24 protein-coding genes are annotated in these 21,797 nt (G+C 72.3%); 9 read left to right on the forward strand and 15 right to left on the reverse strand.

The window, feature by feature from the left end; all coding sequences use genetic code 11:
• Positions 1–93: 93 nt before the first annotated feature.
• Complete coding sequence (locus OG711_RS28195; protein WP_329561235.1) at positions 94–738, forward strand: MerR family transcriptional regulator; 645 nt, start codon at positions 94–96, stop codon at positions 736–738.
• Here OG711_RS28195 and OG711_RS28200 read toward each other — a convergent pair.
• Positions 726–1,358: a class I SAM-dependent methyltransferase gene (locus tag OG711_RS28200; RefSeq protein ID WP_073793450.1), complete on the reverse strand. Its 633-nt coding sequence runs from the start codon at positions 1,356–1,358 to the stop codon at positions 726–728. The two genes, OG711_RS28195 and OG711_RS28200, sit on opposite strands and share 13 nt — an antisense overlap.
• A gap of 211 nt (positions 1,359–1,569) precedes the next feature.
• Here OG711_RS28200 and OG711_RS28205 point away from each other — a divergent pair, with 211 nt between their 5' ends.
• Positions 1,570–2,208 carry a DedA family protein gene (locus OG711_RS28205; protein WP_073793449.1) on the forward strand — a complete coding sequence of 213 codons (639 nt, stop codon included), beginning with the start codon at positions 1,570–1,572 and terminating at the stop codon, positions 2,206–2,208.
• A gap of 113 nt (positions 2,209–2,321) precedes the next feature.
• Complete coding sequence (locus OG711_RS28210) at positions 2,322–4,517, forward strand: MMPL family transporter (protein WP_329561237.1); 2,196 nt, start codon at positions 2,322–2,324, stop codon at positions 4,515–4,517.
• A gap of 285 nt (positions 4,518–4,802) precedes the next feature.
• Here the strand turns inward: OG711_RS28210 and OG711_RS28215 are convergent, their stop codons facing one another.
• Entirely contained in the window at positions 4,803–5,162 is a 360-nt protein-coding gene (locus tag OG711_RS28215) for a hypothetical protein (RefSeq protein WP_329561239.1), read from the reverse strand.
• A gap of 88 nt (positions 5,163–5,250) precedes the next feature.
• On the opposite strand from OG711_RS28215, the gene OG711_RS28220 reads away from it, so the two are divergent.
• Entirely contained in the window at positions 5,251–5,853 is a 603-nt protein-coding gene (locus tag OG711_RS28220; RefSeq protein WP_329561241.1) for a hypothetical protein, read from the forward strand.
• Complete coding sequence (locus OG711_RS28225; protein WP_329561243.1) at positions 5,850–7,064, forward strand: lactonase family protein; 1,215 nt, start codon at positions 5,850–5,852, stop codon at positions 7,062–7,064. Before OG711_RS28220 ends, OG711_RS28225 begins: the two co-directional genes overlap by 4 nt.
• An 88-nt stretch (positions 7,065–7,152) precedes the next feature.
• Here OG711_RS28225 and OG711_RS28230 read toward each other — a convergent pair whose 3' ends face one another.
• The 6 genes from OG711_RS28230 to OG711_RS28255 form a co-directional block, all read right to left on the reverse strand.
• Complete coding sequence (locus OG711_RS28230) at positions 7,153–7,863, reverse strand: 4'-phosphopantetheinyl transferase family protein (protein ID WP_143201304.1); 711 nt, start codon at positions 7,861–7,863, stop codon at positions 7,153–7,155.
• Positions 7,860–8,696, reverse strand: a complete 837-nt coding sequence (locus OG711_RS28235; protein WP_329561244.1) for an AfsR/SARP family transcriptional regulator — start codon at positions 8,694–8,696, stop codon at positions 7,860–7,862. The genes OG711_RS28230 and OG711_RS28235 overlap by 4 nt, the downstream gene beginning before the upstream one ends.
• 29 nt (positions 8,697–8,725) lie before the next feature.
• Positions 8,726–9,682: a UbiA family prenyltransferase gene (locus OG711_RS28240; RefSeq protein ID WP_099284060.1), complete on the reverse strand. Its 957-nt coding sequence runs from the start codon at positions 9,680–9,682 to the stop codon at positions 8,726–8,728.
• Between the two features lie 119 nt (positions 9,683–9,801).
• Positions 9,802–10,536 (reverse strand): response regulator transcription factor, encoded by a 735-nt coding sequence (locus OG711_RS28245; protein ID WP_079185031.1) that lies wholly within the window; start codon positions 10,534–10,536, stop codon positions 9,802–9,804.
• A complete protein-coding gene (locus OG711_RS28250) occupies positions 10,520–11,626 on the reverse strand; it encodes a sensor histidine kinase (RefSeq protein WP_073793444.1) in 1,107 nt (368 codons plus the stop codon). Before OG711_RS28250 ends, OG711_RS28245 begins: the two co-directional genes overlap by 17 nt.
• Before the next feature lie 205 nt (positions 11,627–11,831).
• Complete coding sequence (locus OG711_RS28255; protein ID WP_329561250.1) at positions 11,832–12,434, reverse strand: MerR family transcriptional regulator; 603 nt, start codon at positions 12,432–12,434, stop codon at positions 11,832–11,834.
• Between the two features lie 363 nt (positions 12,435–12,797).
• Between OG711_RS28255 and OG711_RS28260 the strand changes: the two genes are divergently transcribed.
• Positions 12,798–13,439, forward strand: coding sequence for an HAD family hydrolase (locus tag OG711_RS28260; protein WP_073794128.1), 642 nt, complete (start codon positions 12,798–12,800; stop codon positions 13,437–13,439).
• A 19-nt stretch (positions 13,440–13,458) separates the two neighbouring features.
• Here the strand turns inward: OG711_RS28260 and OG711_RS28265 are convergent, their stop codons facing one another.
• From OG711_RS28265 to OG711_RS28275, 3 genes are all read right to left on the reverse strand, one after another.
• On the reverse strand, positions 13,459–13,920 hold the full coding sequence (locus OG711_RS28265) for a phosphatase domain-containing protein (protein ID WP_329561253.1): 462 nt from the start codon (positions 13,918–13,920) through the stop codon (positions 13,459–13,461).
• A gap of 25 nt (positions 13,921–13,945) precedes the next feature.
• Positions 13,946–14,122, reverse strand: coding sequence for a hypothetical protein (locus OG711_RS28270; protein WP_266514794.1), 177 nt, complete (start codon positions 14,120–14,122; stop codon positions 13,946–13,948).
• Positions 14,123–14,499: 377 nt separating this feature from the next.
• Positions 14,500–15,042 carry a DoxX family protein gene (locus OG711_RS28275; RefSeq protein ID WP_329561255.1) on the reverse strand — a complete coding sequence of 181 codons (543 nt, stop codon included), beginning with the start codon at positions 15,040–15,042 and terminating at the stop codon, positions 14,500–14,502.
• Positions 15,043–15,261: 219 nt separating this feature from the next.
• Between OG711_RS28275 and OG711_RS28280 the strand changes: the two genes are divergently transcribed.
• Positions 15,262–15,585 (forward strand): nuclear transport factor 2 family protein, encoded by a 324-nt coding sequence (locus tag OG711_RS28280; protein ID WP_073793440.1) that lies wholly within the window; start codon positions 15,262–15,264, stop codon positions 15,583–15,585.
• Positions 15,586–15,754: 169 nt separating this feature from the next.
• On the opposite strand, the gene OG711_RS28285 is transcribed toward OG711_RS28280, so the two are convergent.
• Complete coding sequence (locus tag OG711_RS28285) at positions 15,755–16,216, reverse strand: lamin tail domain-containing protein (RefSeq protein ID WP_329564100.1); 462 nt, start codon at positions 16,214–16,216, stop codon at positions 15,755–15,757.
• Positions 16,217–16,391: 175 nt separating this feature from the next.
• Positions 16,392–17,393, reverse strand: a complete 1,002-nt coding sequence (locus OG711_RS28290) for a Gfo/Idh/MocA family protein (protein ID WP_329561257.1) — start codon at positions 17,391–17,393, stop codon at positions 16,392–16,394.
• A gap of 215 nt (positions 17,394–17,608) precedes the next feature.
• On the opposite strand from OG711_RS28290, the gene OG711_RS28295 reads away from it, so the two are divergent.
• Entirely contained in the window at positions 17,609–18,979 is a 1,371-nt protein-coding gene (locus OG711_RS28295) for a multidrug effflux MFS transporter (RefSeq protein ID WP_073793437.1), read from the forward strand.
• Positions 18,980–19,706: 727 nt separating this feature from the next.
• On the opposite strand, the gene OG711_RS28300 is transcribed toward OG711_RS28295, so the two are convergent.
• Both OG711_RS28300 and OG711_RS28305 read right to left on the reverse strand, forming a co-directional pair.
• Positions 19,707–20,432, reverse strand: a complete 726-nt coding sequence (locus tag OG711_RS28300) for a bifunctional DNA primase/polymerase (RefSeq protein ID WP_073791563.1) — start codon at positions 20,430–20,432, stop codon at positions 19,707–19,709.
• A 162-nt stretch (positions 20,433–20,594) separates the two neighbouring features.
• Positions 20,595–21,257, reverse strand: a complete 663-nt coding sequence (locus tag OG711_RS28305) for a TetR/AcrR family transcriptional regulator (protein WP_073791560.1) — start codon at positions 21,255–21,257, stop codon at positions 20,595–20,597.
• 152 nt (positions 21,258–21,409) lie between these two features.
• On the opposite strand from OG711_RS28305, the gene OG711_RS28310 reads away from it, so the two are divergent.
• The gene (locus OG711_RS28310; protein WP_266514779.1) at positions 21,410–21,676 is read left to right on the forward strand and encodes a DUF6243 family protein; all 267 of its coding nucleotides are present in this window, start codon (positions 21,410–21,412) and stop codon (positions 21,674–21,676) included.
• The last annotated feature ends 121 nt before the right edge of the window (positions 21,677–21,797 follow it).

Raw genomic sequence — 21,797 nt, forward strand, 5'->3', positions numbered from 1 at the left:
ATAAAAGACGGAGCAAATAGGGTGCGGCGTCGCGTAGCGGTTGGATCCCTCGCGGGCGGTCTGGATACGGGGGAAGCGCAGTATCCTTATGGAATGCGTATCGGAGAGCTGGCGCGGCATACGGGAGTTCCGGCCCCCACGATCAAGTACTACACACGTGAGGGGCTGCTGCCGCCCGGCGAGCGCACCAGTCCCAACCAGGTGCGCTATGCCGGGTCCCATGTCCGCAGGCTCAAGCTGATCAGGGCGATGCTGGAGGTCGGCGGCATGTCCGTCGCCACTGTGCGTGATGTCCTGGCGCAGGTGGACGCTCCCGGGCGCACGGTCCACGGCATGCTCGGGGTGGCCCAGTCGGCGGTCAGCAGGTCCGCCACCGAGCGCGGTACCGAGGAGGAGCGGCGCGAGGCCGAGCGGGAGGCGGCCGAGCTGGTCCGCCGGCACGGCTGGGACGTCAAGCCGGAGAACCCGGGCTGGCCCGCGCTCGTCCAGATCATCGTCACCTACCGGGACCTCGACCGGGGTGATCTGCTGGCCCTCCTCGACGAGTACGCGGCGGCGGCCGGCCGGCTGGCCCAGGTGGAGCTGGCCACGGTCGCCGACGTCCCCACCGTGGACGGCATGGTGGAGGGCGTGGTCCTCGGCACGGTGCTCGGGGACGCCGCGATGTCGGCGATGCGCCGGATCGCCCAGGAGAGCGCCTCGTCCCGTTTCGCCAGACCCCGGACTCAGTCGGTGTAGGTCACCGCGGGCCGCACCGGCACCAGATGGTGGACATGGGCCGGCGGGAGGTTGCCGAGCACGGTCTCGGTACGGAAGCGGTGGCGCTGGAGGGTCCGGGTGATGACCGCCTGGGTCCGCAGCGCGCGCCGCCGCTCCTCGGGGCCCACGAGCGCCCGGCGCAGGGCGGGGAGCCCCGCGTAGGCGAAGAAGGAGAGGGTCCCGCCGGGGCGCAGCGCGCCCAGCAGCCGGTCGAAGATGTCCTGCACCGTCGCGGCGTCGAAGTTCGCGAACGGCAGTCCGCACACGATCGTGTCGTACGAGCCCAGCTCGTGCTCCTGCACCAGGCCGGTCAGCAGCCGGACCTGGCCGTCGCCCGCGTACCGCTGCTGGAGCAGCTCGGCGAAGCGCGGATTGGCCTCGACCAGGTCCAGGGTGTCCAGCGGCCCTATCGCGGCCCGCGCCCGCCGGGTGACGGCCCCGGTGCCCGGCCCCACCTCCAGTACCGCGCGTGCGTGGCCCGGGCTCGGGATCACGAAGCGGGTCAGGGCGCCGGCCAGCGCGGGACTGCTCGGGGCGATGGCCCCCGTCTCCCGGCGCGATCGGGCGAACTCCTGGAAGAAAAGCGTCACTTCGGTCATGACCCCCACCTGCGTCCTTGGTGATAGTGAAACTATCGATAGTTTAGGTTACTGTAGGGGTCAGGCGGGGTCGTTCACCGCCATGCGCGACGTTAACGGCCTTGCGGCCAGGGAGCATCACCTCCTTCCGACCCCGTGCATACCTCCAAAGACACATGCGCGTCTCGCGAACCCGTCCCCGGACGGCTACCGACAGCCCTGGGGGAAGACCATGGACTTCTCGTCGCTCCTCTCATGGGTCGACATCACGGCCGGCCTGGCCCCCCGCCTGGGGGAGATGGCCTGCTGGGCCTACGCGATCCTGGCGATCACCACCCTGCCGCCGCTGCTGCCCAACAATCTGCTGCTCATCACCGGCGGCATGCTCGCCGCCCGCGGCGAGATGTCCCTGGTACTCGTCCTGCTGTCGGTCGCGGGCAGCGCGCTGCTCGGTGATCTGCTGCTGCACCGCTTCGGCTGGTCCGCGGGCGGCAGGTTCCGGCGCTCGGAGCCGACCGGCCGCCGCGGCGAGATGTTCGTCTGGGCGTCGGACCGGATACGGCGCCAGGGGCTCCCGTTCGTGATCGGCGTACGGTTCCTGCCCAGCGGACGGCTCCTCGGGCCGCTCGCGGCGGGCGCCGCGGGCTACCCGGTACGGCGCTTCGTCATCGGCGCCGCGATCGCCGAGACGGTCTGGACGGCCTACTCGGTGGGCGTCGGCTACTTCGGCGGCGCGCTCAGCGACAACCCCGTGCACGCCCTCGCGATCGGACTCTCGTTGTCGCTGGGAGTAGCCGCCGTGGCCACCGCCGTCCAGCGGCGCGGAACGGCGCGGATGAGGGCCGGCGCCGATGTCCCGAAAGAGGCATGAACCGCACCCCCAGCGCGCATTCCTTTGAAATTCCGGGCTCTGTAAGGATTGTGACAACAGTTCAGGCGGGCCGCCGGTAGACCATCGCTCGTCATTCAAGCAGGGAGAGGGAAATGTTTGCCGCCATCGGAGAATTCACCGCGCGGCGCCGGAAATGGGTGGTCGTAGCCGCAGTCGTATTCACGCTGTTCGCCGGAGTGTGGGGAACAGGCGTATTCGGCTCGTTCACCGGTGGTGCGGGCTTCGACGATCCCTCCAGCGAATCCGTACAGGCCGACAAGGTCCTCGAAGGCCCGCTCGGACGTGAGTCCAACGATCTGATCGTCCTCTACGAGTCGGACAAGTCCGGACAGAGCGTGGACGAGTTCGGGCCAGCCGTGAAGGCCGCCCTCGACGCCGTCCCCCGGGAGGGCATCGAGCGCCTCGACTCCTTCTGGCAGCCCGGCGCCCAGGGCGCGGACGGCTATGTCTCCAAGGACCGCGACCAGACCTATGTCACGGTCCAGTTCACCAGCGACAACGACCAGGACCAGGTCGAGCTGCTCACCGAGATCGAGGACCGTTTCGCCGCCGAGGGCACCGACGTCCGCTTCGGCGGGGTCGCCGCGATGACCCAGCAGGTCAACGCGCTCACCGGCTCCGACATCGCCCGCGCCGAGATGCTCTCCGTCCCGCTGCTGCTCCTGCTGCTCGTGCTGATCTTCCGCAGCGCGATCGCCGCGCTGCTGCCGCTGGCCGTGGGCACCTTCGTGGCACTCGGGTCGTTCGTGGTGCTGCGGGTGCTCACCATGTTCACCGAGATCTCCAGCACCGTCATCAACGTCATCACCATCCTCGCCCTCGGCCTCGCCATCGACTACGCCCTGTTCATGGTCAGCCGGTACCGGGACGAACTCCGGGCGGGCGCCGACGTCGACGAGGCGGTCCGCCGCGCCACGGCCACCGCCGGACGCACGGTCGCCTTCTCCGGACTCGCGGTCGCGATCTCCTTCGCGGGCCTCATCGTCTTCCCGTCCCGTTTCCTGTCCTCCATGGGCTACGCCGCGGTCGCCGTCGTCACCTTCGCCGTCGTCGGCTCGCTGTTCCTGCTGCCGGCGCTGCTGCGCTACACCGGGCACAGCATCGACAAGTGGCGCATCCCGCTGCCCGGCGGCAAGAAGGAGCGCCCGGCCAAGCCGGAGAACCAGGGCGCCTGGTACCGCACCGCGCACGCCGTGATGCGCAAGCCGCTGATCTCGTCCTTCCTCATCGTCGCCGCCCTGGTGGGCCTCGGCGCCCCGCTGCTCGGGGTCAACTGGGCGCGGCCCGGCGAGTGGGTACTGCCCTCCGGCGCCGACGCCAAGGTCGTCAGCAAGGACCTCGGCTCGGAGTTCCCCACCAACCCCGGCCGGATCATGACCACCGTCGTCCGCTTCGACGGCGATGCCGACCGCGACGCGACGAGCGCCTACGCCGCACGCCTGGGAGAGGTCGACGGCGTCGCCTCGGCCACCCCCACCGCGTTCTCCGGCGGCGACGCCCGGGTGACCATCCGCTACACCCCCGACCCGATGTCGACCGACGCCGGGGACATGGTCCGCGACATCCGCGCCACCGAGGCACCCCCGGGCGCCCAGACACTGACCACCGGTATGCCCGCCTCCCGGGTGGACATCGTCGGGATGATCGGTGAACGGCTCCCCTGGATGGCCCTGTTCGTCGCCGTCGTCTCGTTCCTGGTGCTCTTCCTGGCCTTCGGGTCGCTGCTGCTGCCGCTGAAGTCGGTGGTCCTGAACCTCCTCTCGCTGCTCGCCACCTTCGGCGCCATCAAGTGGATCTTCCAGGACGGCCATCTCTCCGGGCTGCTCGGCTTCGAGCCCATCGGCGCGGTGGACGCCAACTTCCCGGTCCTCGTCGTCGCGATCGCCTTCGGTCTCGCCATGGACTACGAGGTGTTCCTGCTCTCCCGGGTCCGCGAGGAGTGGGAGATCAGCGGCGACCCGATCGAGTCGATGGCACTGGGTCTCCAGCGCTCCGCGAAGATCATCACCAGTGCCGCACTGCTCCTGGTCGTGGTGGTCGGCGGGTTCATGACCTCGTCCATCCTCTTCATGAAGATGATCGGCGTGGGTCTGGTGATCGCGGTCATCGTGGACGCGACCATCGTCCGGGGTCTGCTCGTCCCCGCCACGATGGCGCTGCTCGGCAGCAAGGCGTGGTGGGCACCCGCCCCGCTGGCCCGCTGGTGGTCCCGCTTCAACCTCAGCGAGTCGTCGGCCCCGCCGCCGCCCGCCGAGCCCACCGCGGCCCGCGCCGAGGCGTTGCGGTGACCACCGCGAAACCCGGCGACACCGCGTCGCCCGCGCCGCACCCGGCGCCCGCCCCGCCCGCGTCGGTGACGCGGGCGGGGCCCGCCACCCCGGCGGCACGGTCCGCCACCCAGGCCGGACCCGCCACCCAGGCCGGACAGGCCGACCGCAGCCCCGCCCCGGCCCGCCGGGCAGGGCACCCGCACCACCCCGCGCCGACCGGGGCACCCGCCCCCGCCGGCGCCCCCAGACCGCGCCGCGCCCCGGACCCGCACATCCCCCGACGGGCAACCGGGGCGCGGCGCCTCAATCCGGGACCGCCGGGCCCGCCACCACGGGCCCGGCGAGCCCCCCGGCCACCGGGTCCGCCCCGGCCCCGGCGAGCCCCGGGCCCCCCGGCGGCGGCACGGAGCCCGACCCCGGCGGTACGGGGACAGGGACGGGGACCCGTACGGCCACCGGCACCACCGGCACCACCGGCACCAGCAGCACCAGCAGCACGGCCACGGACACCCGTACGGCCACCGGCACCACCGGCACGGCCACGGGAACCGGTACGGCCAGCACCAGCACCAGTACGCCCACGGACACCCGTACGGGCACCGCCGCCGCCCCCGCCGGGCGGTACCGGGTCGAGGCGGCCGGGGCCCTCGCGGCCTGTGTCACCGCGCTGCTCGCCGCCCTCTTCGGCAGCTGGGGCAGCTGGTCGGCGCCGCTCGGGGACGTCCTGCCCGGGTTCCCGCTGCCGTGGGGGGTGACCGCGGGGCCCCCGCTGCTCCTGGTGACGCTCGCCGGGGCGTTCGTCGGCTGGGCCGGCGCACCCTCGTTCGCCCGCACCTGGGCGCACACGGCGGCGGCCCTCGCCGCCGCCACCGGACTGCTGGCCCTGCCGCGAGCCCCCTTCGGCGCCGACGGCGTCTGGGCGGCGCTCTCGGAGGCCGCGCACGCGGGCCTCTTCGGTGTCCTCGCCGGATGGCTGCCCGCGCTGGCGGCCCTGGCGCTCACCCGCCGGGCCACCGGGCCCGGCGGCCTCGCCCCCTATGTGTGGACCACCGCGCTCGCCGCGCTGGGCCCCCTGCTCTGGTTCGCCGTGAACGCGGCCCTGGCCGACCCCGCGGCCGACCCCTGCACCGCCACCGGATGCGTCTCCGCCCGCGCCGAACTCCAGTTCACCGGCGAGATCGCGCTGCGCCTGGCGCTGCCCGCGTGGGCCGCCGCCGTCGCCCTGCTCGCCGCCGCGCGGCGCGCCCGGCGGATCAGGGAGCTGCGCACCGTATGGCAGGTACTGATCGCACTGGCCCTCGTCGGGACGCTCGCCGTCCTCTCGCCCGGTCTCGTCATCGGAGCCGACGTATGACCCCTGGACCCCTGGACCCCGAGAACCGCGCCGACCGCACCAGGCGCCGATTCCTCGCCGCCACCGCGGCCGCCGCCGCCTCGGCGGCGGGCTGGGCGGCCACCACCGCCGCCGCGGGCGGCACCCCGCGCCCGCACGCCCGCCACGCCTACATCGGCGGCTTCACCCGCGGCGAGTACGGGCTCCCCGGACTGCCCGGTATCGGCATCGCCGCCGTCACCGGGAGCGGCCGGCTGGAACTGCGGGGCTGGCAGAAGGACATCGAGAACCCGTCCTTCCTCACCCTCTCCCCGGACCGCGACCGGCTCTACGCCGTCAGCCAGCTGCCCGGGGGCGCCACCGGGGCCGTCCACGCCTACCGCGTCGACGGCGACCGGCTGCGTCCCGTCGGACGGCCCCGCTCCAGCGGGGGAGCGGCCCCCGTCCATCTCGCGTTCCACCCGGACGGCCGGTTCCTGTTGACGGTCAACTACGACTCCGGGCATGTGGCGGTGCTGCCCGTGGGCACCGACGGCGCCCTCGGGGACCCCGTCCAGGTACTGCGCCACGAGGGCCGCGGACCGCACCCGGTGGAACAGCGGGGCCCCCACCCGCACATGGTCGCCTTCGACCCGGCGGGCACCCGGGTCCTCGTGCCCGACAAGGGCGACGACCGTATCCACGTCTACGACTTCGACGCCCGCGCCGGACGGCTGAGCCCGCGCACCACCACCCGCCTCGGCAGCGGGGTCGGGCCCCGGCACCTGGTCTTCCACCCGGGCGGACGCCTCGCCTACGTGACCAACGAGATCGGTCACTCCGTCAGCGTCCTGTCCTACGACTCCCGCACGGGCGAGGTCCGGGCCCTGTCGCACACCTCCGTGGCACCGCCGGGCATCGACCCGCGCAACGCCCCGTCCGCCGTGCATCTGACCCCGGGCGCCCGGCTCCTCGTCACCGCCGACCGGGGACTGGACACCGTCCAGTCGTTCCGGGTCGGCGACGGGGGCCGCACCCTCACCCTGCTGGAGTCCCAGCCCGTGACCCCGAAGGCACCCGGCACCCGCTGGCCCCGGGACGTGGCGCTGGACGGCTCGGGGCGGTTCGTCTGGACCGCCAACCAGGCGGGCCAGTCCGTCAGCGCGTTCCGTCTCGACCCCGACGACGGACGCCTCACCCCCGCCGCACATCCGCTGCCGGTCGCCAGCCCGAGCTGTGTACTGCTCCGCTGAACGCCGTGGGGGGCCGTCGGCGGCCCCCCACGGACCCGTGGCACGGGCGGGGGCCGGACCCGCCGGGCCCGGCCCCGTGCCGCGCCCGTCAGGACCGCCAGGCCGCCGTCGACACCCGGGTGTCCGCGCTGGCGCTGGCGACCGACGCGGCGTAGCCGTCCGGGCAGCGGACGCTGCGCACGTACCACTCCTGGGCCGAGTGCGGCACCGTGGCGGCGCGCCAGGCCCCGAACACCCGGCCGGTGTAGCGCGGCGGGGTACGGCTCAGTCCGGTGCCCGCCGCCTTCACCAGGGCCTCGGCGCGGGTCCACTGCTCGAAGCCGTGGGTGGTCCGGCCGCCGTCGACACAGGGGATGGCGCTCCAGTCCATGTGCGGACGCACCCGCTCGATGTCCACGCCCACCTCGACGCCGGGGCTGTCGCTGAGGGCGATCAGCGCGTACGCGCCGGAGTGGGACAGGCTGGCCGACAGGTCGCGGCCGTCGGGGCCGACGGGCCGCGGCTTGCCGTGCCCGTCCTCGCGGCACTTCCCGCAGTGGCGGCGGAAGGAGACCTCCTCGGCGGGCACGCCCAGCCGCCGTCCCAGCAGGGTGCGGAAGGCGTGGTGGATGGCCAGGTAGCGCATCCGGTCGCCGACCCGCCGCATCCCGGCCAGCCGGGCCCGCTCGGACGCGTCGAGGACGGCGTACGCCTCGTCGTAGGGCACCGCCGCGGCTGCGGGGGCCGTCGCGACCGTCCAGATCCGCACCCCGACCGTACGGGTGGGGGAGAGCGGTGCCGCTTCCAAGGTCACACTCATGCCGCGGAACCCCCGGCCAGGATGTGGTGCTGCAACTGTCTCAGGTCCTCGGAGGGTTCCAGTCCCAGCTCCTCGGCGAGGACGCTGCGGACATGGTTGAACGCGCGTAGCGCGTCACCGCGGCGGCCGCTGCGGTGCAGGGCGTCGATGAGCCGGGCGTGCAGCCATTCGTTGAGCGGGTCGACCGCGATGAGGCGGATCAGATCGGGGACCACCTCCCGGTGCTGGCCCAGTCCCATCGCCGCCTCGATGCGTAACTCCTGGGCCCGTAGGCGCAGATCCTCGATCCGGGCGACATGGCCGGCGAGCACCCGCCCGCGGGACACGTCGGACAGGGGGCGGCCCCGCCACAGCCCGAGCGCGGTGTCCAGGGTCTGGATCGCCGCCTCCCGTCTCCCGGCGCGCAGTTCGGCACGTGCCTGGGCGCACAGCCGGGTGAACTCCTCCAGGTCGAGCCGGCCGGGCGGGAGGTGCAGGGCGTAGCCGGAGCCCTCGGTGACGAGGACGTCGCGGGCGGCGCTGCCCAGCTCCCGTTCGAGTTCCTGGCGCAGATGGTAGACGTGGGTGCGGACGGTGCTCACCGCGGTGGTCGGGGGCGCGCCGTCCCACAGCTCCTCCACGATGGTGTCCAGGTCGATGATGTCCCGCGGGCGTACCGCCAGCAGGGCGAGCACCTTGCGCACCTTGGGCCCGCGCGGCCGGTGGGTGGAGGCGCCGTTGACGACCTGCAAGGGTCCGAGGATGCGGACGCCGAAGCCGTCGCCCGCTGTACCGGCCACCGGCCGGTACGGGTCGTGGTGTGCGGTGGGTCTGAGGGTCTGCTGGCTGATCATCGTCGTTCCCCCGGCTTCTGTGTGCTGGCTCAGGTGATGGGAAGTGCGAACGCGACCAGATGGGTCGCGTACTGCGTGACCATGAAGATCCGGTACGGGACGCGGCGCTGGGCGCGGGTCTCGTCCGGCCGGGCGGTGAGGGCCACAGCGGCGAGCACCAGCGCGCTGCCGAGCAGCACGGCGCTGGGCAGGAGCAGCCCGGGGGCGGACAGGGAGAGGGCGCACAGCAGGAGTCCGGTGCCGATCGTGAGGGCGCTGACACAGACCAGGCAGGCCGTGACGGCGGGACCCCACAGCACGGTCCAGTTGCGGCGGCCGTGCCGGGCGTCGCCCTCCGCGTCGGAGAAGTCCTTGGCGATCGCGCCGACCAGACCCATCCACAGGCACATGGCGCCGCAGAAGGCGAGCGAGGCGGGGGTGAGGGGGGTCGCCCCGCACAGCAGGCCCGCCACATAGGTCAGGGCGCCGCCGCCGATCACCGCGGCGATGGTGCCGGGGGTGTGCCGCTTGAGAGCGATCCGGGGCGCCGAGTACGCGTAGCCGAGCAGCAGGAAGCCGACGGTCACCGCACACATCAGCGGCCCGACGAGGGCGGCGCCGACGACAGCGGCGGCGGCCAGACCCCGGGCGGTGCGCAGGGCCGTGTCGAGGGGCAGCAGCCCGCTCGACACGGGGCGGGTGGAGCCGTTGGACCGGTCCTCCTCCACATCGGTGACGCCGTTGTAGAGATAGACGGCCGTGACGGCGCTGATCCATACGGCCGCGCCCAGGAAGAGCGCGGGTTCAGCAGGTGATCGGGAGGTTCCGTCCGCCGTTCCGGCAAGCAGGAAACGTAAAAGGAATATCGCGAGTACCGCGCCCCGGGATTCCCGGAGGCAGAGCGCGACGAACCTTAACCCTTTAGGAGGTGCGGAGGGTTCCCCCGGTTCCGTCCCGGCCGTGAACGTTGCGGGATTGATGTATTTATCATGCTTCGCTCTCGGCATATTCGGAAATTTACTCGACGGGTGCCGGAGAGTGCAGACCCTCCGGAGGCATGCCGCCTACATCCTAAGAAACATATGGTCGTCAACCGGGGAGGGGGAGCCCGTGACCGGGGGTAAGTCTAATCTTTTGGTGGCGTTTTCCGGTGCGCCCGGGGATTTTCCATTTCCGTTACCTCGGGCCGGCTTGTCATGGCCCGTCGGATCAGCCGGGCGTCAATCGCCTTGTTCACCGCGTCGATGCGCGACACCGCTCCGAGCTTTTCGAAGATATTACGAAGATGTCGTTTCACGGTGCCCTCGGTGATGCTCAGCCGGGTCGCGATCTGACGGTTGCTCAGCGCTTCGGCGGCGAGGGTCAGGACTTCCCGCTCACGTGGCGACAGGGTCTGCGCGGAGGTGGCGAATCCGGTGTCCGGCATTCCGCTGCTCGGCAGCGCGATCGTGACCTGGGGATCACGCGCGACGGAGTTGCGGATCGCCGACAGCAGCGATTCACGGGGCACGCTCTTGTGCAGATACCCGCGGGCCCCCTGGGCCAGCAGCTCCTGGACGAGCTGGGCGTCGCCGTGCATGGACAGCATCAGGACGTGCAGCCCCGGGAAGCGGCGGGTCAGTTCACCCACCACGGTGGGCGCGTGACTGCCCGGGATCTCCACGTCCAGCAGGACCACCTGGGCCCGGGTCCGCTCGATCAGTTCGGCGAGCCCCTCACTGCTCTCGGTGTCGGCGACGATCGTCAGATCGCTCTCCGCCTCGATCAGCCGGCACAGCGCGTCACGGAGCAGCGAGTGGTCGTCGACGGCGACGATACGTATGGCTCTGCCGTCGGGTTCGGGTCTACTCGTGGCGAGCACGGTTCTCCTTGTCGATGGGGGCGATCAGATCGACGACCGTGCCTTCCCCGGGAGAACTGTTGATCTCCAGCTGACCGCCCAGCAGTCTGGCGCGCTCGACCATCGACGCGAGACCGTGCCCGCGTCTGCGCTCCGGATCGAACCCGATGCCGTTGTCGTGGACGGAGGCACGGATCAGTCCGTCCTCGATCACGACAGCGATGTCTATCCGGGTCGCGGAGGCGTGGGCGAAGGCGTTGCGCAAACATTCGCGCAGCATCAGATAGAGATCATCGGCGAGCCCTGGGGGCATATGGTCGCCCGGGTCCTCGACCCGGATCTCCACCGTCGTCTTGTCCAGCGCCATTGCCGTGACGAACGAGGAGAGGGCGACCTGGAGGGACCGTGTGGTGTCGGCGCGGTTGCGCAGTTCCGTCACCAGGTCGCGGGTGATGTGCTGGGTCTCCCGGATGGCCTGCTTGAGGGCCGTCAGACGGGAGTCGGGCTGCTGGGACAACTCGTAGAGCTCTAACTGGCGCAGGGCGACACTCGCGGCGCCCCCGATACGGTCGTGTATCTCCCTGGCCATGCTGTTGCGGCCCTGCTGGGCCGCATCCCGCACCACGTCGAGCAGGAACAGGTCATGGCCGATGGCGCCCTGCTCCAGCCGTCTGATGATCGACGACTGAAGGCCCAGCAGCGCCTGGATGAGATGACGCTCCGAGCCGGGCCGGTCCGCGCAGATCCGGCTCAGGTGATCCATCGTCACCTGGAACAGGAGGGAGCCCGCGCGCACGGAGTGGATAGGGGCGATCCCCTGGGAGATGCGGGCTCCGCCGAGTCTTCGCGTCTTCAGCACGAGACCCGCGTCGAACGGCGACTCCCCGCCGTGCCGCAGGGTCGCCAGACAGTCCGCGACGACGTGTTCCGCCTGCTCATGGCAGGTCTGCCAGGCCTCCGGATTGGTGCCGAGGGGGTTTCCTTGCTCGACGAGCGCCTGGCGGTAGGAGTCGAGCAGCTGTGGCCGGATCGCCTGGAGCCGCTCCGCGAGTGCGGCGGCTCCGTCCTCCGGCCCCCGCCGCTCGGAGTCCCCACGCAGTGGCCTGTCCATACGCCCCCGTCCCCGTCCGGGCCGGGACCGCCCCCCACTGACGGTAGAACCGCACACCTGGTGCGATTGCAAAAGGCCCGGTTGTTCAGATAGTCAAGTGGGAGTCTGCAAGAGCTGTGCGTGATCGTCAAGCTTCACATGGTTACCGATGCGTAAAGCGGGGTTCGGTAACACCACTTGGCTGGTTTCATGGGGAAATCAAGGTTCAGTGAGGCGAGGGGGCGGCGCACAGCCGGGTGGAGACGTGTTCGTGCACGAGTCTGCGCAGCGCGGTGATCACCGTGTCGCCGATGACCGTGCCGTTCACCATGCGGGTCGCCGCGGTCTCCCGGTCGGGCTGGCGCAGGACCAGACAGAGTTCGGCCTCGGCGACCTTCTCCAGGGCCTCCGCGTAGGCCAGCAGCGGACGGATCAACTCCCCCTGCCCCAGCCACTCGGTGACCACCAGGGCCTGGATCAGCGTCCGCCAGGCGGGGTTGTCGGGGCTCACGTCCCACTGCCTGGCCTCCGCGAGTTCACGGACCCGCTCGCCCGCCTGCGCCCAGTCGGCGTCGTCGGTCGCGGAACCCGCCGACGGCAGGGCGTACTGGATGGCGCCCAGCAACTGGTGCAGCGAGGTCTCCGGGGACTCCAGCCGCCCCAGCACCCGCCGGGTGTCGGAGTGGGTGAGCCCGCCGACCTCCATCAGCGCCCGCACCAGTTCGACCCGGCGGACGTACGACTCGTCGTACGGGGGCGGGACGGGGATCAGCCCCGACTGCTGGAACGTGCGGAGCGTCAGCACCGGCACCCCGGTCCTGCGGCTCACATCGGATAGTCGCACCTCACGCCTTCCCTGGCAGCGGCCCCGTCCGGTCCTTCCCGGGTCGTCGCAAGCGGGATCATGGCTGGACTGTAGGCACCGTGAGCACCCCGTCACAAGACACGGTCCCGGAGGTGGGGCACGCGATGTGTCGAAAGAGGTGGCCCGGGGGGACCCTGCGACCCCGCCCCGGGCGCGCCGCCGTGACCCGGCCCCCGCCGGGGTGCGACTCTCACGCGGTCGGAGGCGCTTCGCGCTCCCGAAGCCGGTCAGGTGCGCCGTCCACGGGGTACGTGGTCCGAGTTCATTTCCCGCGTGCCCTCGCGCGGCCGACCCGCACTCGGCCGGTGGGGGCCTAGTGTTCCGGTGGTGATCGAAACCATCGTTCTTGATGTGGGCGAGACCCTGGTACGGCGGGACAGGTACTGGGACGGCTGGGCCGACTGGCTCCAGATGCCACGGCACACCGTGTCGGCGCTGGTCGGTGCGGTGGTCGCGCAAGGGCGGGCCGCCGAGGACGCGTTGCGGCTGATCAACCCCGACATGGACATCGCCTCCGCCGACGCGGCCCGGGACGTCTCGGGCCGCGGGGAGTACCTCGACGAACGGGACCTCTACCCGGACGTGCGTCCCGCGCTGGCCGCCCTGCGCGAACGCGGACTGCGGGTGGTCGTCGCCGGGGACGCCAGCGCCCGCTGCACGGAGATGCTGCGCGGGCTCGATCTGCCGGTCGACCTCGTCGCCGACACCGCCGAGTGGGATGTCGCGAAGCCGAAGGGCGAGTTCTTCGAACGGGTCCTCGACCTCGCGCAGAGCCCCGCCCGCTCCACCGTCTACGTCGGTGACCACCCCGGCGACGACGTGTTCCCGGCGAAGGCCGCCGGGCTCCGCGTCGCCCATGTGCGGCGCGGCCCGTGGGGTCATCTGTGGGGCGAGGACCCCGAGGTGCTGGCCGCCGCCGACTGGCAGGTCGACTCCCTGGTCCAGCTGGCGTCCGCGCTCGGCGACTGAGCGGGGCCCTGCCGGGCGGCTACGGGTGTCCGGCCGCCGGGTGCCCGGCGGGGCGCTGGAAGCCGCGTACGTAGCGCCGTTGCCAGGGGGTCTCCACCGCGTGCCGGTCGTAGTGCGCGCGGACATAGGCCACGGCCTCGCCCTGCGGTACGCCGTCGAGTACCGCGAGGCACGCCAGCGCCGTCCCGGTACGTCCCCGGCCGCCTCCGCAGGCCACCTCGACCCGCTCGGTGGCCGACCGGGTCCAGACCCGCGCCAGGGTGGTGGCGGCGGCCGTCCGGTCCTTCGGCAGCCGGAAGTCCGGCCAGCGCAGCCAGTCCGCGTCCCACGCGGTCGCGGGCGGGGGGCTCCCGAGCAGATACACGCCGTACTCCGGCGCGGGGCCCCCGGGCAGCGGGCGGCGCAGCCCCCGGCCCCGTACGGTCCGTCCGGACGGCAGCCGCAGTACGCCCGGGGCGTCCGGGCTCCAGGTCGTCGTCATCCGGTCAGCCTAGGGCCGGCCGCCCTCAGTGGTCCGGGCTTTTGCGCTGCCCGTCGTCCGACGACCGGGCGGTGCCGGAGCGGTCCACCTCGAAGACCCGGCGCGGTCCCTTGGCGGGCCGCTCGCGGTCGTCCGGTTCGGGGCGCTGTTCCTTGTCCGGCCCGGTGTCCGCTCCGCGCCGTTCCTGCTGGGGCTTCGCCATGGGGACCTCCATCGCTGCGGTTGGGCCATCCGGGGGACGTGGTCTTCGTCCGCGGGTCGTGCTGTTCCCCGCGTCGCTGGGTTTCCTGTGCCGGGCGTAGTTGTCTCTGTGCGGGTCGTTCGTGGGTGCGCAGTTCCCCGCGCCCCTGGATGCTGCCCCTGTTCGTTGTCCGTCGGGTGCGGGTCGGCCCTCGTCTTTTGCGCAGTTCCCCGCGCCCCTTTGGGGCGCCCCTTCCGCCGTCTTTCGGCGTACTCAGTGGAACGAGTGGGCCGCAGGTGGAACCCCAGGGGCGCGGGGAACTGCGCAGCCACGTCGGTACCCGGGCGGGCGTCGGGCGTTCGGCCGGGGTGACCCGGGGCGCCGTCGGGCGGCCGTGGTCAGGGGGTTTCCGCCGGGGTGGGTTCCGCGCGGAGCCTTCGTTGGCGGGTGCCGACCACGCACACCGCGGCCACCGCGCTCGCGACCAGCGCCAGCGGAACCATCCAGTCCCGGTCCAGCGCATGCCCGATCGCGTGATCGACCGAGTACCGGCCGGGCCCGGTCAGCGCGAGGCTGGCCGCGGCCGTACCGAACGCGGCGGGGAGCTCGTAGCCGCCCTCCGTGGTGAAGAAGCCGTTGGGGGCGTGCACCGCGGCGGCGCCCGCCATCCCGCCGGAGGCCGCCGCGCCCGCGAACGGCGTCGCGAGCCCGAGGGCCAGCAGGGTCCCGCCGCCCGCCTCGGCGAGCCCGGAGGCGATCGCGCTGGGCCTGCCGGGGATGTACCCCATCGACTCCATGGCGGTGCCCGTGCCCTCGATGCCGCCGCCCCCGAACCAGCCGAACAGCTTCTGCGTGCCGTGCGCCGTCAGCGCCCCGCCGATGCCGACCCGGAGCAGCAGCAGACCCAGATCGCGCCGGTGGACATGGAAACAGCCGGTCATCGCGTTCCTCCTCAGGGGATGCCTGGCCTTCCCCTCCACGGTGGCACCTCCCGGGCCCGTCCGCCCGCCCGTACCCCCGGGTGCCCGAACGCCCCCGCGCCCGGTAGCGGGGCACACGGACGGGTGTGAGGGTGGGCGGCGTCGGCCCCGTGGTCCCGCGGTGCCGGCGCCCGGGGGCCAGGAGGCCGCGGGCGGCAGCGAGGAGGCCCGGGAGGCCCCATGTCCATCCAGCTCGCCAAGCTCAGCGAGCCCGCCGTGCGCGACTTCGTCGCCGCGGTGAACGCGCACGACCGGACGGCGTTCCGGGCGGTGCTCACCCCGGACGCCACCATGTCCGACGACGGCACCGAGCGGGATCTCGACGAGTGGACCGAGCGGGAGATCTTCTCCTCGCACGGGCATCTGGACATCGACAAGGAGAAGGCGGGCGGCCGCTCGCTCATCGCCCGCTACAGCAACGACACCTGGGGCGAGATGCGGACCCGGTGGGACTTCGTGGTGGAGGGCGGCAAGGTCACACGGTTCGAGACCGGCCAGGCATGAGGACGGGACCGTCGCCCTGTGGTGCCGGCGCGGTCCCGCTCGTCCCGTGTACCGGGGGGCGACCGTCCCGTGGTGCGGGTCGTTCCCGCTGTCCGCGCGGTTCCGGTCGCGCGGAGCGGTCACCCCCCCCGCCCGGCCCCGGGACGGTCGCCTGCCCCTTCAGGATGGCTCAGTGGCAGTACGTGGTGCCGCGGCCGTCGCCCCAGGAGCAGGAGTCGGCCTGGGAACCGCTGGGACGCAGCAGCCGGGCCTTGTCACCGGTGTTGTTCCAGACGTACGAGCCGCGGTTCCAGTACACGTAACCGGCGCTGTTGGTGCCCCGGCCGGTGCGCAGCTGGACGGTCTTGCCCGCGCCGATCTTGTGGTTGCCGAAGGTGTACGTGTAGCCGGTGTTGTCCTTGATCTTGTAGCCCTTGAGCTGGATCGTGGAACGGGTGTTGTTGTGGATGTTGACGCGCTCGGCGTTCAGCGAGGCGTTCGAGCGGGTGTCGCGGCCCGGGCTGTCGTACTGGACCCAGCCGAAGTGCAGTCCTCCCTGGTGCGGCGCGGCGGCGGCCGGGGTGGCGGCGAGCAGCGGGGCGGCCAGGGCGGCGACGGCGACGGCGGCGGATGCGGCGAAACGGATACGCAACACGGCTCCAAATGTGGATATTCGATGAACATACTTATGAAGGAACCCTGAGCATAGGCGTGTTGCCCGGCCATACCGGACGGAAGGTCTCGTTCCGCTTGTGGAGATTCTCAGGACGGAGGAATGCCGGTCCCACGCCCCGGGCAGACGTGGTCGCCCCGGACGAAGAGGCTCCTCAGACCCGCTCGCCCGGGTACCGCACCCCGGTCCGCTCCCGCACCGCGTCCAGCGTCCGCATCACGGCGAGCGATCCGTCCAGCGGGACCAGCGGGGACTCCACCGCCCCCGCGCGCAGACACCGCATCACCTCGGCCGCCTCATGACGGAACGTGTCCCGGGGCCCGTCCGCCGGGTCCGTCACGAACTCCCGCGGCTCCTTGCCGTCCCGGTGGAGCACGAACCGCTCCGGGTAGAAGAACCCGCCGGGGATCTCCACCCGCCCCTCGCTGCCGGTGACCGACGCGACGACCGGGGTGTGCGCGTTGACCGCGCAGTGCAGCACCGCGAGCGCGCCGCTGTCGTACGACAGCACCATGCCGGTCTGGAGGTCGACCCCTTCCGGCGACAGCGTGGCCGCCGCGCTCACCCCGGCCGGCTCACCGAGGAACAGCTGCGCGAACGACACCGGGTACACACCGAGGTCGAGCAGCGCGCCGCCGCCCTGCGCCGGGTCCCGCAGCCGGTGCGTGGCCGGGAAGCTGCCGTCGATCCCGAAGTCGGCGTGCACCGCCCGGACCGTACCGATCGCCCCGTCGTCCACCAGCCCCTTCAGCCTGCGGATCAGCGGGTTGCAGTACATCCACATGGCCTCCATCAGGAACAGGCCCCGGGCCCGTGCCAGCGCCACCAGCTCCACCGCCTCGGGCGCGTTCAGCGTGAACGCCTTCTCGACCAGCACCGGACGGCCCGCCCCCAGACACAGCCCGGCGGCCCGCCGGTGCGCGGCGTGCGGAGTGGCGACGTACACCACGTCGACGTCCTCGTCGGCGGCGAGCGAGGCCCAGTCGCCGTACGCGCGCCCGATCCCGAACCGCTCGGCGAACGCCTTCGCGCCCGCCTCGGTACGGGACGCGACCGCGACGACCTCGGCGTCCGGCATGTCCAGCAGATCGGCGGTGAAGGAGGCGGCTATCCCGCCCGTCGCCAGTACTCCCCAGCGCACACGTTCCCCGGCCATGAGGCCCCTTCCGTTCCTGGGCGGTGCCCCTGGGGCAGCCGCTCCCGCGAGAAACGGACCGCCCCGCCACCGGGCCGGGCCCGGTACGTGGATAAATGGTCTCAACCATCCGATCCGGACTGCGAGCATAGAGAACGGACCCGGCGAACTCCATCGGCATCCAACGGAAACCAACGCCGGCGAACACCAGGAACGGCAGACGAAGGGGAGGGCGCATGCCCGAGCGCGGGAGTGCCGCACAGGACGGGGACGACATACCGGGGCCCCTGGACACCGACGTCCGGGCGGGGGAGCAGGTCGCGCCGCCACCGGTCCCCGTGCCCGTCCCCGCGCCACCGGGCGACCCGGGACCCGCCGTCCACCCCCCGGCCGTCCGCCGCACCGGAATCCTGGTGACGCTGGTCCTCGGCGGACTCACCGCGATGCCCCCGCTGTCCATGGACATGTACCTCCCGGCGCTGCCGGAGGTCACCGGGATGCTGGGCGCCTCCGCCGCGACCGTGCAGCTCACCCTCACCGCCTGCCTCGCGGGCATGGCCCTCGGACAACTCGTCGTGGGACCCATGAGCGACAAGTGGGGCCGCAGACGCCCGCTGCTGATCGGTCTGCTGATCTACATCGTCGCCACCGCCGCGTGCGCCGTCGCCCCCGATGTCGAACTCCTCATCGCCTTCCGGCTCGCCCAGGGACTCGCGGGCGCCGCGGGCATCGTGATCGCCCGCGCGATCGTCCGGGACCTCTACGACGGGGTCGCGATGGCCCGGTTCTTCTCCACCCTGATGCTGATCTCCGGGGTCGCCCCGATCATCGGTCCCGTCATCGGCGGCCAGGTGCTGCGGTTCACCGACTGGCGCGGGGTGTTCTGGGTGCTCACCGTCGTCGGGGTGGTCCTGACCCTCCTCGTCCGCTTCCGGCTGCCGGAGACCCTGCCGCCCGCCCGCCGGCACCCCGGCGGGGTCCGGGCCGCGCTGCGCACCATGCGCGGACTCCTCGCCGACCGCGCGTTCACCGGCTACACCCTCGCGGGCGGCTTCACCTTCGCCGCGCTGTTCGCGTACGTGTCCGCCTCGCCGTTCGTCGTCCAGGAGATCTACGGGGCCTCACCTCAGACGTTCTCGCTGCTGTTCGGTGTCAACTCGGTCGGCCTGGTGATCGTCGGCCAGATCAACGGCCGTCTGCTCGTCGGCCGGGTCAGCCTCGACAAGGCCGTCGGGGTGGGGCTCGCGGTGATCGGTCTCGCGTCGGTCGCGCTGCTGCTGCTCACGGCGGGGGTGTTCGGGAAGGCGGGGCTCTTCCCGGTCGCCGCGGCGCTGTTCGTGCTGATGTCCGCGATGGGGCTGGTGCTGCCCAACACCAACGCGCTGGCCCTCTTCCGGGCGGGGCACGCGGCGGGGTCCGCGTCCGCGCTGATCGGTACGTCGTCGTTCCTGATCGGCGCGGTGGCTTCGCCTCTCGTCGGGATCGCGGGGGAGCACACGGCTGTGCCGATGGCCGTCGTCCAGCTCACCGCCGCCCTGGCCGCCGCCCTGGCCTTCCTCACCCTCTCCCGCCCCCACACCACCCCCCACCAGGAGTCACCCCTGTAACCCACGCCCCGCCCCCGGGAGTTCCACACCTGGACGCACTTGTCCCCGTACAGGTCGTCCGTGGGTGCGCAGTTCCCCGCGCCCCTGGGTCTGTCCGGCTGGGCCCACTTGTCCCTGTGCCGTCGCTCGGTGGTTTCGCGCAGTTCCCCGCGCCCCTAGGTGGTGCCCCCTTGCGGTCGTTCTTCGGGTGCGGGCCGGTTCTCGTCTTTGCGCAGTTCCCCGCGCCCCTTTGGGGGCGCCACCTGGGGCTGTTCTCCGTCTGCTGTGGTGGGGTTGAACCATCCTCCTCGTGCAGGCGCTCGGCTACGGGAGGGGGTGGGCGGGAATCTCTGCCCGCAGACTCCGATGCTCTTCAGTCGGGTAAGGGGGATGTCCGACCGAGCGCGTTGGAGCGAGGACGGAGAATCCCGACCGGCACCGACCCGAAGAGCCGGCCGGGAGCGCCCCAAAGGGGCGCGGGGAACTGCGCGAAACCACCGAGCGACGGCACAGGAACGAAGTGCGTCACGCCGGACAGACTTCGGAAGCGCAAGCGAAGGCGACCCGCGGGGAACTGCGCGAAACCACCGAGCGACGGCACAGGAACGAAGTGCGCCCAGCCGGACGGACCTGGGAAGCGCAAGCGAAGGCGACCCGCGGGGAACCGCGAAAACGACGAGCGACGGCACAGGAACGAAGTGCGTCCAGCGCAAGGGGCCTACGGACCGCTGGCGAAGGCGGCCCGGGGTCAGCCGCGCAGCGGCCACCCCACCCCCGCCGGTTCGCCCCCGAACCTCGCACAGGAATCCGTGAGGAACTCCAGCAGCGTCAGCGGATCGGGCAACCCGTACTCAGGCCCCCGTACCCACTCCACCACCCGCTCCCCGGGCAGCCGCGCCGGCGGCACCAGTACGTACGACCCCCGGCAGTGCCACCGCAGCCCCGGATGCTCGTCCATCGTCTCGGGATGGCAGTCCAGCTCGCAGGGCCACCACTCGTCCTCCTGCTCCGGCGTCCCCCGGGTCGCCGTGAAGAAGAGCATCCGGTCCTCGCCGGAGACCGCCACCGGCCCTACCTCGACCCCGGCGGCCAGCAGCCGCTCCAGCGCCTCCCGCCCCGCGGCCTGCGGTACGTCCAGCACATCGTGGACCATCCCGGTGGACGTGATGAAGTTCGCCTCGGGCGCGCTCCGCGCCCAGCGCTCGATCTGGGCCCGGTCCGTCGTGGACTGGGTCTGCCAGGCGAACGAGACGGGGTGCTGGCCCGGAGTGGGACAGCCGACCCGGTCGCAGGAACATCCGTATCCGGACGGGTGCGCGGCGGGCGCGAGCGGCAGCCCGGCTCCCGCGGCGGCCAGCAGCAGCTCTTCACGGCCGGCGCTGTCCACCGTGTCCCCGGTGTCCCGGGGCCGGCGGCCTCGCAGCCATTGGGAAATCCTGCTCCGTCCGCCCGAGCGGCCGTTCTCCACGCCCATGTATCCCCTCACCCAGTCCTGAGTCCCGAGTCCGGCACGGCGTCGGCGCCGGTTCGCGCGGATGTGACCGGGGCGGCTCGTGGCGTTTCCCGGACCTCCGTGGCCTTCCATCGTCCCACCATCCTGCGCCCCGCGTGGCCGGACCCCGCAGCCGGGGTGCGTTCAGCGCGCGGCGATGCCGTGCAGGGCGTAGTCGACGAGGGTGTCCGTATAGCCGTGGCTGAGCGGTCCGCTGCGCTGGAGCCAGCGCTGGGCGAGCGGCGCGACGAAGAGTTCCAGCGCGATCCGCGGGTCGATGTCGGCCCGTACCTGCCCGCTGTCCTGCGCCGATCGCAGCCGGCCGACGTAGAGCTGGAGCTGGGGTTCGAGCAGTTTGGTGACGAACTGCTCACCGAGCCGGGCGTTCACCACGCCCTCGGCGGCCAGCGCGCGGGAGGGCGCCTCGAACTTGGGGTCGAGGAGTTCGTCGACGGTGGCGCGGAGCACGAACTTCAGATCGGCCGCGAGGTCCCCGGTGTCCGGGAACTCCCAGGGGGTGCCGCCCGCGGCCTCGCTCGCCTGCTCGCTCAGGTCCAGGAAGGCTTCGAGCAGTACATCGGCCTTGGAGGACCACCAGCGGTAGATGGTCTGCTTGCCGACACCCGCGCGGGAGGCGATGCCCTCGATGGTGGTGCGCTGGTAGCCGACCTCGGCGACGGAGGCGAGCGCGGCGTCGTAGATGGCGTGGCGGGAGCGCTCACTGCGGCGGCTGGAGTCGGGCCCGTCCTTGCGGGCGGTGCCGGGGGGCCGGGTGGGCGCGGTAGGGGTGCTGGAATCGCTGGACATGCACCGAATCTACCTCGTGACGAGACGGAGCGTCTTTATTCGATTGACGAGACGTATCGTCTTGCCTAACGTGTGGTGCGGTCGCTACGGGGCGTATCGTCCCGTAGGACGTCGACCGACGGACGACGACCATCACACGGAGGTGAGGGCATATGGCCCGCAACGGAAACATGCTCGGCGTGGGCGGCACCCGCAGCAATCTCTCGCGGGGCGCGCTGCGCGGCAAGGGCCGCGACGGCAGGGGCGCCGCGGTGGACCCCGCCGCGCAGAAGCGCGAGCTGCTGCGCAAGCTCCAGGCGGCCCGGACGGCCGAGCAGGACGCGTCCGGCGACACATCCGCGGCCACGCCCGGGAGCGCGCCCGACGCCGGGCCCGGACCCGCCACCGACGAGGACACCACGGCCACCGACGGGTCGTGAACCCGGGCCGTGGCCGCGCCGCCGACCGCGCGCGGACGGCGGACCACCTGTCCGGCCCAGCACCACGAGGGCTCCTCACCCCGCACCAGGACACAACGGCTTCCCGCCGGGCGGCGTTCTG

This window comes from Streptomyces uncialis, assembly GCF_036250755.1.
In the GTDB taxonomy this organism is placed as follows: Bacteria; Actinomycetota; Actinomycetes; order Streptomycetales; family Streptomycetaceae; genus Streptomyces; species Streptomyces uncialis.

Bases quoted from the DNA above. Each gene is read 5' to 3' on its own strand.
- OG711_RS28195 (WP_329561235.1), top strand. From the start codon at position 94: ATGCGTATCGGAGAGCTGGCGCGGCATACGGGAGTTCCGGCCCCCACG.
- OG711_RS28200 (WP_073793450.1), bottom strand. From the start codon at position 1,358: ATGACCGAAGTGACGCTTTTCTTCCAGGAGTTCGCCCGATCGCGCCGG.
- OG711_RS28205 (WP_073793449.1), top strand. From the start codon at position 1,570: ATGGACTTCTCGTCGCTCCTCTCATGGGTCGACATCACGGCCGGCCTG.
- OG711_RS28210 (WP_329561237.1), top strand. From the start codon at position 2,322: ATGTTTGCCGCCATCGGAGAATTCACCGCGCGGCGCCGGAAATGGGTG.
- OG711_RS28225 (WP_329561243.1), top strand. From the start codon at position 5,850: ATGACCCCTGGACCCCTGGACCCCGAGAACCGCGCCGACCGCACCAGG.
- OG711_RS28230 (WP_143201304.1), bottom strand. From the start codon at position 7,863: ATGAGTGTGACCTTGGAAGCGGCACCGCTCTCCCCCACCCGTACGGTC.
- OG711_RS28235 (WP_329561244.1), bottom strand. From the start codon at position 8,696: ATGATCAGCCAGCAGACCCTCAGACCCACCGCACACCACGACCCGTAC.
- OG711_RS28240 (WP_099284060.1), bottom strand. From the start codon at position 9,682: ATGCCGAGAGCGAAGCATGATAAATACATCAATCCCGCAACGTTCACG.
- OG711_RS28250 (WP_073793444.1), bottom strand. From the start codon at position 11,626: ATGGACAGGCCACTGCGTGGGGACTCCGAGCGGCGGGGGCCGGAGGAC.
- OG711_RS28265 (WP_329561253.1), bottom strand. From the start codon at position 13,920: ATGACGACGACCTGGAGCCCGGACGCCCCGGGCGTACTGCGGCTGCCG.
- OG711_RS28270 (WP_266514794.1), bottom strand. From the start codon at position 14,122: ATGGCGAAGCCCCAGCAGGAACGGCGCGGAGCGGACACCGGGCCGGAC.
- OG711_RS28275 (WP_329561255.1), bottom strand. From the start codon at position 15,042: ATGACCGGCTGTTTCCATGTCCACCGGCGCGATCTGGGTCTGCTGCTG.
- OG711_RS28280 (WP_073793440.1), top strand. From the start codon at position 15,262: ATGTCCATCCAGCTCGCCAAGCTCAGCGAGCCCGCCGTGCGCGACTTC.
- OG711_RS28290 (WP_329561257.1), bottom strand. From the start codon at position 17,393: ATGGCCGGGGAACGTGTGCGCTGGGGAGTACTGGCGACGGGCGGGATA.
- OG711_RS28295 (WP_073793437.1), top strand. From the start codon at position 17,609: ATGCCCGAGCGCGGGAGTGCCGCACAGGACGGGGACGACATACCGGGG.
- OG711_RS28300 (WP_073791563.1), bottom strand. From the start codon at position 20,432: ATGGGCGTGGAGAACGGCCGCTCGGGCGGACGGAGCAGGATTTCCCAA.
- OG711_RS28305 (WP_073791560.1), bottom strand. From the start codon at position 21,257: ATGTCCAGCGATTCCAGCACCCCTACCGCGCCCACCCGGCCCCCCGGC.
- OG711_RS28310 (WP_266514779.1), top strand. From the start codon at position 21,410: ATGGCCCGCAACGGAAACATGCTCGGCGTGGGCGGCACCCGCAGCAAT.